This is a genomic window from Streptomyces sp. NPDC044704, assembly GCF_056433525.1.
Window position 1 is genome coordinate 157158 of record NZ_JBWKGY010000005.1, and the last position, 14064, is coordinate 171221.

The 14064-nt window shown below is 73.5% G+C and carries 8 protein-coding genes; 4 read left to right on the forward strand and 4 right to left on the reverse strand.

Translation table 11 applies throughout. From position 1 onward, the window contains the following. Window positions 1–67 precede the first annotated feature (67 nt). Window positions 68–868: an aquaporin gene (locus AC07B0_RS14600; RefSeq protein WP_478898269.1), complete on the reverse strand. Its 801-nt coding sequence runs from the start codon at window positions 866–868 to the stop codon at window positions 68–70. 132 nt (window positions 869–1000) lie between these two features. On the opposite strand from AC07B0_RS14600, the gene AC07B0_RS14605 reads away from it, so the two are divergent. The 3 genes from AC07B0_RS14605 to AC07B0_RS14615 all read left to right on the forward strand — a co-directional run bounded on the left by AC07B0_RS14605 (window position 1001) and on the right by AC07B0_RS14615 (window position 6674). Beyond that, window positions 1001–1540: an RNA 2'-phosphotransferase gene (locus AC07B0_RS14605; RefSeq protein WP_478898271.1), complete on the forward strand. Its 540-nt coding sequence runs from the start codon at window positions 1001–1003 to the stop codon at window positions 1538–1540. A gap of 131 nt (window positions 1541–1671) precedes the next feature. Next, window positions 1672–3576: an HSP90 family protein gene (locus AC07B0_RS14610; protein ID WP_478898273.1), complete on the forward strand. Its 1905-nt coding sequence runs from the start codon at window positions 1672–1674 to the stop codon at window positions 3574–3576. Then, the gene (locus AC07B0_RS14615; protein WP_478898275.1) at window positions 3573–6674 is read left to right on the forward strand and encodes a tetratricopeptide repeat protein; all 3102 of its coding nucleotides are present in this window, start codon (window positions 3573–3575) and stop codon (window positions 6672–6674) included. Before AC07B0_RS14610 ends, AC07B0_RS14615 begins: the two co-directional genes overlap by 4 nt. Window positions 6675–6746: 72 nt before the next feature. Here the strand turns inward: AC07B0_RS14615 and AC07B0_RS14620 are convergent, their stop codons facing one another. Beyond that, on the reverse strand, window positions 6747–7649 hold the full coding sequence (locus AC07B0_RS14620; RefSeq protein ID WP_356876061.1) for an LLM class flavin-dependent oxidoreductase: 903 nt from the start codon (window positions 7647–7649) through the stop codon (window positions 6747–6749). A 161-nt stretch (window positions 7650–7810) separates the two neighbouring features. Between AC07B0_RS14620 and AC07B0_RS14625 the strand changes: the two genes are divergently transcribed. Further along, window positions 7811–8698 (forward strand): Cof-type HAD-IIB family hydrolase, encoded by an 888-nt coding sequence (locus tag AC07B0_RS14625; RefSeq protein ID WP_356876245.1) that lies wholly within the window; start codon window positions 7811–7813, stop codon window positions 8696–8698. Between the two features lie 15 nt (window positions 8699–8713). Here AC07B0_RS14625 and AC07B0_RS14630 read toward each other — a convergent pair whose 3' ends face one another. Further along, a complete protein-coding gene (locus tag AC07B0_RS14630; RefSeq protein ID WP_478898277.1) occupies window positions 8714–10450 on the reverse strand; it encodes a sensor histidine kinase in 1737 nt (578 codons plus the stop codon). An 83-nt stretch (window positions 10451–10533) separates the two neighbouring features. Next, window positions 10534–14058, reverse strand: coding sequence for a thiol reductant ABC exporter subunit CydD (cydD, locus tag AC07B0_RS14635; protein ID WP_478898279.1), 3525 nt, complete (start codon window positions 14056–14058; stop codon window positions 10534–10536). Window positions 14059–14064: the final 6 nt, after the last annotated feature.

A 14064-nucleotide genomic window follows, 5' to 3' on the forward strand; every position in this document is an offset into this window, starting at 1 on the left:
GGCCCCCAAACCCACCGAAACGGCTGTGGACAAGTCGCGTTTTCCTGTGGGCAACGTGGATGGAGCCTCAGACGACGGCCTCGAACGCGGGTCCGGTGCGCGGTATATCGGCCACCGGTTCCTCCCCGGCCCGCTCCACCGCGGCGGCCGGCCCGTCCTGGGCGGAGTCCCGCGCCCCGGTGCGGTGCTCGCGGCCGTAGAGGAGGGTGGCCAGGGCCAGTCCGAGGACACCTCCGAGCAGCTGGGCGGCGACGAATCCGGGCAGTGACCGCGGGGCGATGCCCGTGAAGGAGTCGCTGAAGGCCCGCCCCACGGTGCCCGCCGGATTGGCGAAGGAGCCCGAGGAGGTGAACCAGATCGCGGCGGCGATGTACGCGGCGACCGCGGCCGGGATCAGCTTCGCGCGGCCGATGCGGCCCAGCCCCTGGATGACCAGGACCAGCCCGGCGGTGGCGACGATCTCACCGACCAGCAGGTGGCCGCCGTCGCGGACCTGGGTGGCGAAGGTTCCCGGGGTCCGGCCGAACATGGCTTCGGCGAGGACGGCGCCGCCGATCGCCCCGGCGGTCTGGGCCGCGGTGTAGGCCAGGGCTTCCCGGCCGTCGAGCCCGTCGCCCCCGGTACGGCGCGCCCACCAGGTGGTGAGGGTGACCACCGGGTTGAGGTGCGCCCCGGACAGCGGCCCGAACAGGGTGATGATCAGCCCGAGGCCGATGGCCGAGACGAGCGAGTTGGCGACGAGGGCGACACCGGTGTCGCGGCTGAGGGCGGCGGCCTGGATCCCGGAGCCGATCACCACCACGAGCAGTGCCGCGGTGCCGATGAGTTCGGCCGCCGAGCGCCGCAGCAGTGAAGCCTGTCGTGTCATGTTTTCTCCCTCTGGGCAGCAGTCCAGCGGAAAATGTATTCCGTATCTTGGAAGAGCGATAGAGGTGGTCCACACGTCGGCACGGTCGAAAAATCGCTGCCGGAGCCCGGCCCGAGGCGGCACGCTGGGGACATGGATGACAGACGCACCGTGAAGGTGTCCAAATACGTCTCGAAACACCTGCGGCATCAGCCGGAACGGATCGGACTGGTGCTCGACCCGCAGGGATGGGTCGAGATCGACGAGCTCCTCGGCGCGGCCGCGGCCCACGGATTCCCCTTCAGCCGGGCGGAGCTCGACCACGTGGTCGCCGCCAACGACAAGCAGCGCTTCGCCGTCGACGGCACCCGCATCAGGGCCAGCCAGGGCCACACCGTCGCGGTCGACCTCGGACTGCCGGAGGCCGAACCCCCGGCGTACCTGTACCACGGCACCGTGTCCTCGGCCCTGGACTCCATCCGCGCCGAGGGCCTGCGCCCGATGGCCCGCCACCACGTGCACCTCTCGCCCGACCGGGAGACCGCGACGCGGGTGGGCGCGCGCAGGGGCCGGGCCGTGGTGCTCGCCGTGGACGCCGGCGCGATGCGGGCGGCCGGGCACGTGTTCCGGATCAGCGCCAACGGGGTGTGGCTGGCGGACGCCGTACCGCCGCGGTTCCTGCGTTTCCCGTAGGAGCCGGGGCAGCACAATTCACAGCGGAATTGTCGGATCATCCCCCTACTCTGTTCCTCACTCCGGGATCCGTGAGGGGGGGTACCTCGCGATCGCCGACCACCCCATGCGAGCAAGCGAGGTGACGCCTCATGACGTCGTCCACATCCCCGTCTTCCGGCTCCACGGCCGGTTCCGAGGCCTCCGTATCCGAGGCCCCCGTCTCCGAGGCCCCCGTCAACAGCTTCCAGGTCGACCTGCGCGGCCTGGTCGACCTGCTGTCCCACCACCTCTACTCCAGCCCGCGCGTCTACGTCCGCGAGCTCCTGCAGAACGCCGTCGACGCCGTCACCGCCCGCCACGCCCACGAACCCGGCGCACGCGTCCATATCCGGCTGTCGGCCTCCGCCGGCCGGGTCACGATCGAGGACTCCGGCATCGGCCTGACCGCCGCGGAGGCCCACTCCCTCCTCGCCACCATCGGCCGCAGCTCCAAGCGCGGCGGCGAGCACGGACTGGAGACCACCCGCCAGGAATTCCTCGGCCAGTTCGGCATCGGACTGCTCGCCTGCTTCGTCGTCGCCCGGCAGATCCGCGTCATCACCCGTTCCGCCCGCGACCCCCAGGCACCCCCCGTCGAGTGGCTGGCCACGGACGACGGCTCCTACACCGTCCGCGAACTCCCCCACGACGCCCGCCCGGAGCCCGGCACCACCGTCCACCTGGAGGGCCGACCGGGCTCCGAGGAGTGGACCGAGCCCGCCAGGGTCGAACGGCTCGCCCGCGACTACGGCTCCCTGCTGCCCTACGACATCACCTTCGACGACGGCGAAGGCGGCGCCCCGCGTCCGGTCACCGACCGGCCCGCCGTGTGGGACCGTCCCTTCCCCACCCCCGCCGCCCGCCGCGTCGCCCTCGCCGGCCACTGCGCGCGGCTCTTCGGCTTCACCCCGCTCGACAGCATCGACCTCGACCTGCCCGTGGCCGGAGTACGAGGAGTCGCGTACGTCCTGCCCGAACCGACCAGCCCCGCCCACCGGGCCGGACACCGCGTCCACCTCAAGGGCATGCTGCTCACCGACCAGGCCGACAACCTGCTGCCCGACTGGGCCTTCTTCGTCCGCGTCGTCCTGGACACGGACACGCTGCGGCCCACCGCCTCCCGCGAGAACCTGTACGACAACGAGACCCTGGCCGCCGTACGCGAAGCCCTCGGCGCCCGCGTCCGTACCTGGCTGGCCGAGCTCGCCGCGAGCGAACCGGACCGTCTGGCGGCCTTCCTGAGCGTCCATCACCTCGGCGTGAAGTCCCTGGCCCGGCACGACGCCGAGCTGCTCGGGCTGATGCTGCCGTGGCTGCCCTTCGAGACCAGCGACGGCTCGATGAGCCTGGAGGAGTTCGCGGCGGCCCACAGCGACATCCACTTCACGCACACCGTCGAGGAGTTCCGCCAGATCGCACCGATCGCGGCGGCTCACGGCCTGGGCGTCATCAACGCCGGCTACACCTACGACGCTGACCTGCTCGCCCTGCTGCCCTCCGTACGCCCCGACCTCAAGGTCACCGAACTCGACGCGGGCGCCGTCACGGAGCGCCTCGACCCGGTCCCCACCGGCGTCGAACTGGCCCTCACCGCCTTCCTGTCCACCGCCCGCACCCGCCTGGAGCCCCAGAGCTGCGACGTGGTGCTGCGCGCCTTCCAGCCGGTCTCCGTGCCCGCGCTCTACCTCGACGACCGGCAGGCCCGCCAGGAACGCGACCGGACGGCCGCGCTCGACAACGCCGACAGCCTGTGGAGCGGCATCCTCGGCTCGCTGCGCGGCTCCGGCCCGCGCGCCCGCCTGGTCCTCAACCACAACAACCCGCTGATCCGGCGCATCGCGGGCCTGCCCGACGAGACCCTGACCGGTACCGCCGTCGAATCCCTCTACGGGCAGGCGCTGCTCATGTCCCAGCGGCCGCTGCGGCCCGCCGACTCCACCCTGCTCAACCGGGCCTTCCTCGGGCTCCTGGAATGGGCGACCCACTCCGCCGAGACCCCGAAGGACGCCCAGTGAGCACGATGACGGCCGAAGAGATCCGGCGGGCGCTCTACGAGAACCACCGCCTGCCCGAGGGCGCCGCGCGCAACGCGCAGGCAGAGGCCCTGACCGCCGCCGCCGAGGTCTGCGGCGACCCCGACGTGTTCCGCCAGGCCCTGATCACCCAGATCGACGCCTACGAGTACAGCTCCGAACGCACCCGGATGGTGGTTCCGTTCGCCCGTCTGCTCCAGGAGTACGACCGCGATCCGGGAGCCTTCGACGCGAGCGACACCCACTCGCTCTTCTGGCGGTTCAAGTGGGTGTCCGGCCAGATCATCAACTCGCCCGACGTCCCCCTCTCCGCCGTCACCGGCTACCTCGACGACATGGAGAAGCGCTACCGGATCGCCGGCTACAGCGAACGCGCCGTACGCCAGTCCGAGTACTTCCTCGCGGACGCCATCGGCGACGACGAGCGGGCCGAGCGGGCCATGGAACGGTGGCGGGCCGCCGACCGCGACCGGATGAGCGACTGCCACGCCTGCGAGACGAACTCCCAGGGCTCCTACTGGGCGGGCCGGGGCGAGGACGCCAAGGCCATCGGGATCTGGGAACCCGTGCTGAACGGCGGACAGACCTGCATGGAGGAGCCGCACCGGGTCCTCGCCCGGTCGCTGCGCCCGCTGCTGCGCCTCGGCCGCGCCGACGACGCCCGCTCCCACCACTTGCGCGGATACCGCATGGCACGCGGCAAGGAGGGCCTGCTGCGCGCCATCGGCCAGCACATCGAGTTCTGCGCCCTCACCGGCAACGAGGCGCGCGGCGTGGAGATCCTCGCCGAACACGCCACCCATCTGCGGGCCCTCGCGGACGTCAGGACGCAGATGGACTTCTACGGCGGGGTCCTCGTCCTGCTGCGGCGGCTGTCCGAACTCGGGCACGGCGCCGACCGGACCGTGCCGTACGACGGCTCCGCGCGCACCGTGGACGAGCTGCACGGGATGCTGCGCGCCGAGGCCCTGCACATCGCCGAGCGCTTCGACGTCCGCAACGGCACCACCCGCGTCTCGGAACGGTTCCTGGCCCGGATCGAACAGGCGCCGTTCGTCGGCGTCCTGCCGCTCGGAGTGCGCAGCGCCGCACTGCCGCGGCCGGCCGCGGCCGTCCCCCCGGCGCCCGCGGCCGCGCACGTCCCGGCGGCGGCCTCCGGCTCCGGCTTCGCCGAGCTCGTGGAGCGGGCCCGGCACGCGCGCGACCTGGGGCACCCGGGCGCGGACGCGCTGTGGTCCGAGGTGTCCGTACGGGCGGCCGCGCTCCCCCCGGCGGAGCTGGATCCGCTGGTGGCCGCGGACGTGGCCGACCACCACGCCCTGGCCGCGGCGCGGGCCGGCGCCGAGGACGCCGCCCGGCTCCTGACGGAAGTCCGGGACGGGTACCTGGCCCTGGGCAGGCCCGAGCGGGCGGCCCTGGCGGACCTGCGGCTGGCCAGTGTGGCCGCGGGGGCCGGGGCGGAGCCGGGGGAGGTCCGCGCCCTGCTGGCGACGGCCGCCCGGGCCGCCGGGGCCCTGGACCCGGCCGAACGGATGCGGACCCGCCGGATCGCGCTCGCGGAACTGGCCGCGCTCCGCCTGGAGCCGTACCTGCGGTCCGTCGAGGCGGCGCGGGAACACGCCCACGCAGAGGGGCACCCGCACGACCACGACGGCGGCCACGCGCTGCCGGCCGAGGGGCTGACCGCCTTCGTCGCCGCGTACGGAGAGGACGCCGCGCCGGGCGACGCGCTGCCGGACCTGGTCGCGGAGGCCGAGGAGATGCTGGCCCGGGTCGCCCTCGCGCAGGGGGACACCGAGCGCGCCCTGCCCCTCCTGGCCGCTTCCGCTGTCCGGGCCGTCGAGGCGGGCCGGCCCTGGCAGGCGGTGGATCCCCTCGTGCTGCGCGCCGGAGTCCTGAGGTCGCTGGAGCGGCCCGGGGAGGCCGAGGAAGCGGCGCGCGAGGCGCTGGAGCACTCCGCGGAGGTGACGGACTCCGAGCAGCAGGGCGTCGTGCGCCTCACCCTCGCGGACATCCTGCTGCACCGGCCCGACGCCGCCGCCGAGGCGGCCGAGCACTCGCTGACGGCCGCCCACTGGTTCGACCAGGCCGGCCTGACCGCCGACGGCGGGGCACAGGCCCGTCTGGTGCTGGCCCGCGCCTACGCGCAGGACGGCCGCAACGCCGACGCGGCGGAGGTCCTCCAGTCGACGCTGCCCGACCTGCTGGAGCACGGTGAGGGCCAGGCCGTGGCGGCGCGGGAGTTCCTGGGCGATCTGCTGCGGGAACTGCGCGAGTCCCGGTCCGCGGCGGAGCAGTACCTGCGGGCTGCCGAGCTGGTGACGGGCTGGGAGGACCAGCGTCCGCAGGCGGGCTTCGCCCAGTCGGCCGCCGACTGCCTCTCCGACGCGGGGCTGGTCGAGGAGGCCGTCGCCGCGTACCGGCGGTCCCTGGAACTGCACCGGCAGGCGGGCGGGGCCGCGGTCGCCGAAGTCCGGATCCTGCGTTCGCTGGCCTGGCTGGGCCTGCGCGAACGGATCGACGAGGCGGCGGTGGACACCGCCCGGCTCCGGATGGACGAAGCGGCCGGGGTACTGGAGGCGGCGCTGGCGACCGATCCGCAGGCCGACGAGCTGCGCTCCGAGCTGGCGCAGACCTGGCACCAGCTGGCCCAGATCCTGGACCGGCAGGTCACCGCGCAGGAACAGGCCGAGCAGGACGAGTACGCACCGGACGCGGACGACGCGGAGCAGGACGACGCCGAGCGGGACGAGCAGGGCGACGCCGAGCCGGGGCAGGACCCGGACGGCGAGGCTCCCGGCGCGCTGAGCCCGGCCCGGATCGAGGCCCTGCGCCTGGAGCAGATCTTCCTGTGGGAACGGGCCTCCGCCGTCTACGACGACCTCGGCACCGGCTACCTTCTGGGCCGCTTCCAGTGCCTGAACAACGCCGCCTGGACCGAGCAGGAGCTCGGGCGGCCGGAGGCGGGCGCCGCCCGCATCTCGGCGTTCGTCGAGGAGATCAAGGCCCTGCCCGAAGACGTCGTCCCGGAGTGGATTCTGCCGCAGGCGAAGCGGTCCCTCACGAACCTGAGGTCCTGACCCCACGCGCGCGTAGTCCCCGGATCCTCACCCGCCCGGGGCGGGGCCGGATCCGGGGACGGGGCGCCGGTGTCAGCCGCCCAGCTGTCCGAGCGCCTCCGTGGCGATCTTCTCGAAGACGGCCTCGTCCGCGGCGAAGTCGGAGTCCGGGATGGGCGCGTGGATGACGATCTCCGTGAACCCCAGATCGCGGTGGCGTCCGGCGAAGTCGACGAAGGCGTCCACGGACTCCAGCATCGTGCTGCGCTCCGGGGTGAAGCCGGTCAGCAGCACCTTCTCGATGGTCTCGGACTCCCGCCCGATCTCCGCCAGGGCCTTCTCCAGCTTGCCCACCTGGCCGCGGATGGCCTCCAGCGACTGCTCGGGCGTGCCCTGGAACACCTTCGGGTCACCGGCCGTCACCCAGGCCTGGCCCAGACGCGCGGCGAGTTTCACCCCGCGCGGGCCGGTGGCGGCGACGGCGAAGGGGAGACGCGGCCGCTGGACACAGCCGGGGATGCTGCGCGCCTCCTCGGCGGAGTAGAAGGTGCCGTGGTGGGTGACGGCGCTCTCGGTCAGCAGTCGGTCCAGCAGCGGGACGAACTCGGCGAAGCGGTCCGCACGCTCACGCGGGCTCCACTCCTCCTGGCCCAGCGCGACCGCGTCGAAGCCGTTGCCGCCCGCCCCGATGCCCAGGGTGATGCGCCCGCCGGAGATGTCGTCCAGCGTCATGAGGTCCTTGGCGAGGGTCACCGGGTGCCGGAAGTTCGGCGAGGTGACCAGCGTGCCCAGGCGGATCGACTCGGTGGCCGCGGCCGCGGCGGTCAGGGTGGGCACCGCACCGAACCAGGGACCGTCACGGAAGGTCCGCCAGGTCAGGTGGTCATAGGTGTAGGCGGTGTGGAACCCGAGCCGCTCGGCCCGCTGCCACTGGTCGCGGCCCCCTTCGTGCCACGCGCGGACCGGGAGGATCACAGTGCTCAGACGCAGACTCATGGGTTCGAGCCTACGGCGACGCGTGCAACAACCGCACCTCACGCATCGTCCGCCCCACCCCGAAGCCAAGCAGGAGGCGTGTTTCACGTGAAACATCGCCGGAAGGCCGCCGGTTTCACGTGAAACATCTCCAGCCGAACCTGGTCGGCCGCTCGGGGCCGATGGGCGAAGATGGGTCCGTGACCTCGGCTCCTCAGCGCCCGGACGGGCCAACCCCCGCACCCCGGCTCATCGCCACCGACCTCGACGGCACCTTGCTGCGCGACGACAAATCCGTCTCGCTCCGCACGGTCGCCGCGCTCGCCGCCGCCGAGGAAGCCGGGATCGAGGTCTTCTTCGTCACGGGCCGTCCGGCCCGCTGGATGGGCGTGGTGAGCGATCACGTGCACGGCCACGGCCTGGCGATCTGCGCGAACGGCGCCGCCGTCGTCGACCTCCGCGCCGGGGGAGAGTTCGTACAGGTCCGGGCGCTGCCCCGGCCCACCGCGATGACGGTGGTGAACACCCTGCGCGCCGCCGCCCCCGGCACGTCCTTCGCCGTCGAGCTGACCAGCGGCATCAACTACGAGCCGATGTACCCGCCGTTCTTCCAGGACCCGGGAGCCACCGTGGCCACCGCCGAGAAGCTGCTCGGCGAGGAGCTCGACGGCAGCGCGGCACCCGTGCTGAAGGTGCTCGCGCACCACGCCGAGCTGGGCCCGGACGAGTTCCTGGCCCTGGCACGCTCGGTGGCCGGCTCGTACGCCTCGATCACCCGCTCCAGCCCGACCTCCCTGCTGGAGATCAGCGGCCTCGGCATCTCCAAGGCCAGCACCCTGGCCCTGTGCTGCGCCGAGCGCGGCATCTCGCCCGCCGAGGTCGTCGCCTTCGGAGACATGCCGAACGACGTGGAGATGCTCCGCTGGGCCGGTACCTCGTACGCCATGGGCAATGCCCACCCGGACGTGATCGCGGCCGCGTCAGGGCGGACGGTGGCCAACAACGAGGACGGCGTCGCCGTGGTCATCGAGCGCATCCTCTCCGAACGCACCGCGCACCACCAGCACTAGTCACGGCACCAGGTCTTACAGCGGGGCTTCCCACAGGACGGTGGTCCCGCCCCCGTCCTCTCCGATGCCCGGCCCGTACGAGCTCGTCCCGCCCAGCGATTCGGCCCGTCGGCGCAGGTTCCGCAGTCCGCTGCGCCGCCCTCCCTCCGGGATGCCCACTCCGTCGTCCGCCACCTCCAGCCGCACCCCGGGCCGCCCGTCGGCCAGGGTGATGGTGGAGTCGAGCACCACCTCGATCCGGGACGCCTCCGCGTGCCGGAACGCGTTGGACAGGGCTTCGCGCAGGGCCGCGATCAAGTTCTTGCCGACCAGTTCGCCGACGACGGCGTCGATCGGGCCGAGGAACCGGTGGGCCGGCTTGAAGCCCAGGGGCACGGCAGCCATGTTGATCTCCCGTAGCACCCGGGTGCGCAGCCCCGACGGCGCCTCCGCAGGGCCCTGCTGGAGCGCGAAGATCGCGGTGCGGATCTCCTGGATCGTCACGTCCAGCTCGTCCACCGCCTTGCCGACCCCGTCCCTGACCTCCGGGACGATGGACCTGCGCTGGGCGCCCTCCAGCATCATCCCCGTGGCGAACAGCCGCTGGATGACGAGATCGTGCAGGTCACGGGCGATCCGGTCGCGGTCCTCGAACACGGCCAGGCGCTCCCGGTCCCGCTGCGCCTCGGCCATCATCAGCGCGAGGGCGGCTTGCGAGGCGAACTGGGTCGCCAGGGTCCGCTCCGCTTCGGTGAACGGCCTCTCGCCACGGGCCCGCGGGGTCACGAGCGCGCCCAGCACCCGCCCGCCACTGTGCAACGGCAGCATCATGCAGGGTCCGTACTGGCTGGTCAGACGGCTGATCATGCGCGGGTCCCCGGAGGCGTCCTCGACGAACACCGGCTCGCCCTCCATCAGCCGGGCCACCACCGGGCTCTCGGCCGGGATCACCACCCCCAGCGAGGTCGCCGGGTTGTCGGCGGAGACGGCGACGATCTCCATTCCGCCCTCCTCCGCCGGCAGCATCACGATCCCGGCGGCGGAGTCGGCCAGCCTGCGGGCCTGTTCGGCCACCACCGCGAGGGCGTCGTCCGCGTCGCCGCCCGACAGCAGGGCCGTGGTGACCGCCACCGAGCCGTCGATCCAGCGCTCGCGCTGGGTGGCGGCCTCGTACAGCCGGGCGTTGCCGATGGCGATGCCCGCCTCGGTGGCCAGTACCCGGACCATGTGGACGTCGTAGTCGTTGAACTCGCCGCCACCGTTCTTCTCGGCGAGGTACAGGTTGCCGAAGATCTCCCCCTGCACCCGGATCGGTACGCCGAGGAACGTCTTCATGGGCGGGTGGTGCGCCGGGAACCCGGCCGATCGCGGATCCTTGGTCAGATCGGTGAGCTGGACGGTGTCGGGATGGGAGATCAGCGCGCCGAGCAGGCCGCGCTTCCCGTCCGGTCGGTGTCCGATCTTCCGGGCCAGTTCGCCGCTGACGCCGAAGGTGACGAAGTCGGAGAGGCCGCGTCCCTCGGTGTCGACGACGCCGATCGCCGCGTAGCGGGCGTCGGCGAGCTCGGCGGCCGTCTCGCAGATCCGGTCGAGCGTGGAGTGCAGTTCGAGGCCGGTCCCGACCGAACGCATGGCCTCCAGCAGTTGCGGAACCCGAGCGGTCAGCTCGGTGGACAGCCCCTGCAGACTCCGGGTGGCCTGGGTGGCGGCCTCCAGCGGGTCCGGTGTTCCGCGCGTGGGTTCCGGTGCTTCCTGAGACTCCTGGGCTGACATGACCTTGAGCCTAGTTAGTCCCCTTTGGTGGGGAAAGTCGCAGCGTGCGGAACGCGCCACCCGGGGCCGGGCCGGACCCGCCCTCAGCCGAGGCCGGCCCGCGCCCCGTCGGCCTGCCGCTCCCGGTCCAGGAGCCCGCGCAGGGGGCCCTCGGCGACGGCCAGCTCCGCGTACGCGCCGCGCTGTACGACCGTGCCCCGGTCCAGGACCAGCACCTCGTCCACCGCCTCCAGTCCGGCGAGCCGGTGCGTGATGAGCACGGTGGTCCGGCCCTCGGTCGCGGCCAGCAGGTCCGCCGTCAGGGCGTCCGCGGTCGCCAGGTCCAGGTGCTCGGCGGGCTCGTCCAGGACGAGGACGGGGAAGTCCGCGAGCAGCGCCCGGGCCAGGGCCAGCCGCTGCCGCTGACCGCCGGAGATCCGCTCCCCGTGTTCACCGACCAGGGTGTCCAGACCGTCCGGAAGTCCCTCGGCCCACTCCAGCAGCCGGGCCGCCGCCAGCGCCTCGCGCAGCTCCTCCTCGCTCGCGCCGGGCCGGGCCAGCCGGAGGTTCTCGCGGACCGAGCTGTCGAAGAGGTGGGCGTCCTGGGCGCACAGGCCCACCATGCGGCGTACGTCGTCGCCGTCGAGGCCCCGTACGTCGGTCCCGCCCAGGGTGTACGTGCCGTCGCTCGGGTCCAGGAACCGCAGCAGGACCTGTGCCAGCGTGGTCTTGCCCGAACCGGAGGGGCCGACCACCGCGACGCGCCGGCCGGCGTCCAGGGTCAGGTCCGTGCCGTGCAGGGCGTCCCTTTCCTGCCCGGGGTGGCGGGCGGCGAGGCCGGTCAGCCGCAGGGGGAAGGGGGAGGCAGGCGCTTCGAGTGCCTCGGCCGGCTCCACGACGGGCACCGGCGCGTCGATGACCTCGTAGACCCGTTCGGCGCTGCGGCGCACCCGCTGCCGGTACTGGACCGCGAGCGGAAGTCCGCTGACGGCCTCGAAGGCGGCGAGCGGGGTCAGGACTACCACCGCCATGGCCACCCCGGAGAGCCGGCCTCCGGCGACGGCGGCCGCGCCGGCGAGGGCGGCGAACACCACGGTCAGCCCGCACACCAGGGCGGACAGCCCGCTGCCGAGCCCCGTGGCGAAGGCCCCGCGCGAGGCGATCCGGGTCAGCACCCCGTCGCTCTCCCGCGCCCGGTCCTTGCGCCCGGCCAGGGCCCCGGCGACGGTGAGTTCGGCGGTACCCGTCAGCAGGTCGGCCACGTGGGTGGCGAGCTCGCCCCGCGCCGGCGCGAGCCGCCGCTCTGCACGCCGCGCGCAGGCACCGCTGACCAGGGGGACTCCGATGCCTGCGGAGAGGAGGCCGACCGCGAGCACCGCTCCGGCCTCGGGCAGCAGCCAGGCGGTGAACGCCACGGATCCGGTGCCGACGAGCAGCGCGGTGCCGACCGGGAGCAGCCAGCGCAGCCAGTAGTCCTGGAGGGCGTCGGCGTCGGCGACCAGCCGGGACAGCAGGTCCCCGCGGCGCTGCTCGCGCAGTCCGGCGGGGGCGATCCGCTCCAGCCGCCGGTACACGGAGACCCGCAGGTCGGCCAGCATCCGCAGGACGGCGTCGTGCGAGACGAGCCGCTCGGCGTAGCGGAACACGGCACGGCCCAGGCCGAAGGCGCGCGTGGCCGTGACGGCCACCATCAGGTAGAGCACCGGCGGCTGCTCGGAGGCCCGCGAGATGAGCCACCCCGACACGGCCATCAGTCCGACGCTGCACCCGACGGCCAGCGCTCCGAGCAGCAGCCCGAGCCGGAACCTGCCCTGCCATGCCGCTGCCGTGGCCCGTACCCGGCGCAGCGGATCACCGCCGGCCGCGTCGGCGGCGGCGCCCGCCGCGGCCCGTTCCGCGGTGGGCCCGAGGATCCATTCCCCGGGGTCGGCAACCGGCGCCGGCGTGGGTTCCGCGGTCCGGGCGGCCATCGGTCCGGCGGGCTCCCCTGCGCCTTCGCCCACCGCCACCACCCGGTCGGCCACTGCCAGCAGCGCCGGCCGGTGCACCACCAGCAGGACGGTCCGGCCCACCGCGAGGCGTCGTACGGCGTCCACCACGGCCGCCTCGGTCTCCCCGTCCAGTGCCGCCGTCGGCTCGTCCAGCAGCAGCACCGGCCGGTCCGCCAGGAACGCGCGGGCCAGCGCGAGCCGCTGCCGCTGTCCCGCCGACAGGCCGACGCCGCCCTCACCGAGCGGGGTGTGGACCCCGCCCGGCAGGGCGGCCGTGAACTCCCACGCCCCGGCGTCCCGGAGGGCCGCTTCCACGTCTTCGTCGCGGGCCCCGGGCCGGGCCAGGCGTACGTTCTCGGCGATGGTCCCCGCGAAGAGGTGCGGCCGCTGCGGCACCCACGCGACCCGCTCCCGCCACTGCTCCAGGGACAGTTCGGCCTGGTCGACGGCGCCGATGCGGACCCGTCCGGCCGTCGGCGTGACGAAGCCCAGCAGCACGTTCAGCAGCGTGGACTTGCCCGCTCCGCTCGGCCCGGTGAGGGCCACGCACTCACCCGGTTCGACGACCAGCGAGACGGGTCCGGGCGAGCTCGCGCTCCGGCCCTCGTACCGCACCTCGACCCCGTCGAACTCGATGCGCAGGTCCGCGTCCGGCACGGGGGCCGCGCCGCCCGGAGCGGGCAGCGGGGTCTCCAGAACCTCGAAGATCTCCTCCGCCGCGGCCAGTCCCTCGGCCGCCGCGTGGTACTGCGCTCCCACCTGCCGCAGCGGCAGGTACGCCTCGGGCGCCAGGATCAGGATGACCAGTCCCGTGTAGAGGTCGAGTTCGCCGTGGACCAGCCGCATGCCGATGGTCACCGCGACCAGGGCCACCGACAGCGTCGCGAGCAGCTCCAGCGCGAACGACGACAGGAAGGCGATGCGCAGGGTCCGCATCGTGGCCTGACGGTAGTCGTCGGTGATCTTGCGGATGGACTCGGCCTGGGCCTTGGCGCGCCCGAAGACCTTCAGCGTCGGGAGTCCGGCCACCACGTCCAGGAAGTGCCCCGACAGCCGGGACAGCAGCCGCCACTGGCGGTCCATCCGGGACTGGGTGGCCATGCCGATCAGGATCATGAACAGCGGGATCAGCGGCAAGGTCACCACGATGATGGCCGCCGACACCCAGTCCTCGGTGACGATCCGGGCGAGGACCGCCACCGGAACGACCACCGCGAGCCCCAGCTGGGGCAGGTAGCGGGAGAAGTAGTCGTCGAGCGCGTCCACGCCCCGGGTGGCCAGTGCCACCAGCGAACCGGTCCGCTGACCGCCGGCCCGGCCGGGCCCCAGGTCGGCGGCCCGGTCCAGCAGTCGCACCCGCAGCTCGGACTTGACCGCCGCACCGGCGCGGTGCGCGGCCAGCTCCGTGAGCCAGGCGACCAGGCCGCGCCCCAGGGCCACCGCCGCGAGGAGCAGCAGCGGTGTGCGCAGCGCCCCCGCGCCGAGCCCCTCCTCGAAGGCACCGACCACGATCTCGGCGATGAGCATCGCCTGACCGACGACCAGCCCCGCTCCGGCGAGCCCGAGGAGCACCACCGCCCCCAGGAAGAGGCGGGTGGAGCGGGCGTACCGCAGCAGGCGCGGGTCGATCGGTTTCACGTGAAA

Coding starts and splice junctions, on each gene's coding strand:
- AC07B0_RS14605 (WP_478898271.1), top strand. CDS start 1,001: ATGGATGACAGACGCACCGTGAAGGTGTCCAAATACGTCTCGAAACAC.
- AC07B0_RS14610 (WP_478898273.1), top strand. CDS start 1,672: ATGACGTCGTCCACATCCCCGTCTTCCGGCTCCACGGCCGGTTCCGAG.
- AC07B0_RS14600 (WP_478898269.1), bottom strand. CDS start 868: ATGACACGACAGGCTTCACTGCTGCGGCGCTCGGCGGCCGAACTCATC.
- AC07B0_RS14620 (WP_356876061.1), bottom strand. CDS start 7,649: ATGAGTCTGCGTCTGAGCACTGTGATCCTCCCGGTCCGCGCGTGGCAC.
- AC07B0_RS14625 (WP_356876245.1), top strand. CDS start 7,811: ATGGGCGAAGATGGGTCCGTGACCTCGGCTCCTCAGCGCCCGGACGGG.
- AC07B0_RS14630 (WP_478898277.1), bottom strand. CDS start 10,450: ATGTCAGCCCAGGAGTCTCAGGAAGCACCGGAACCCACGCGCGGAACA.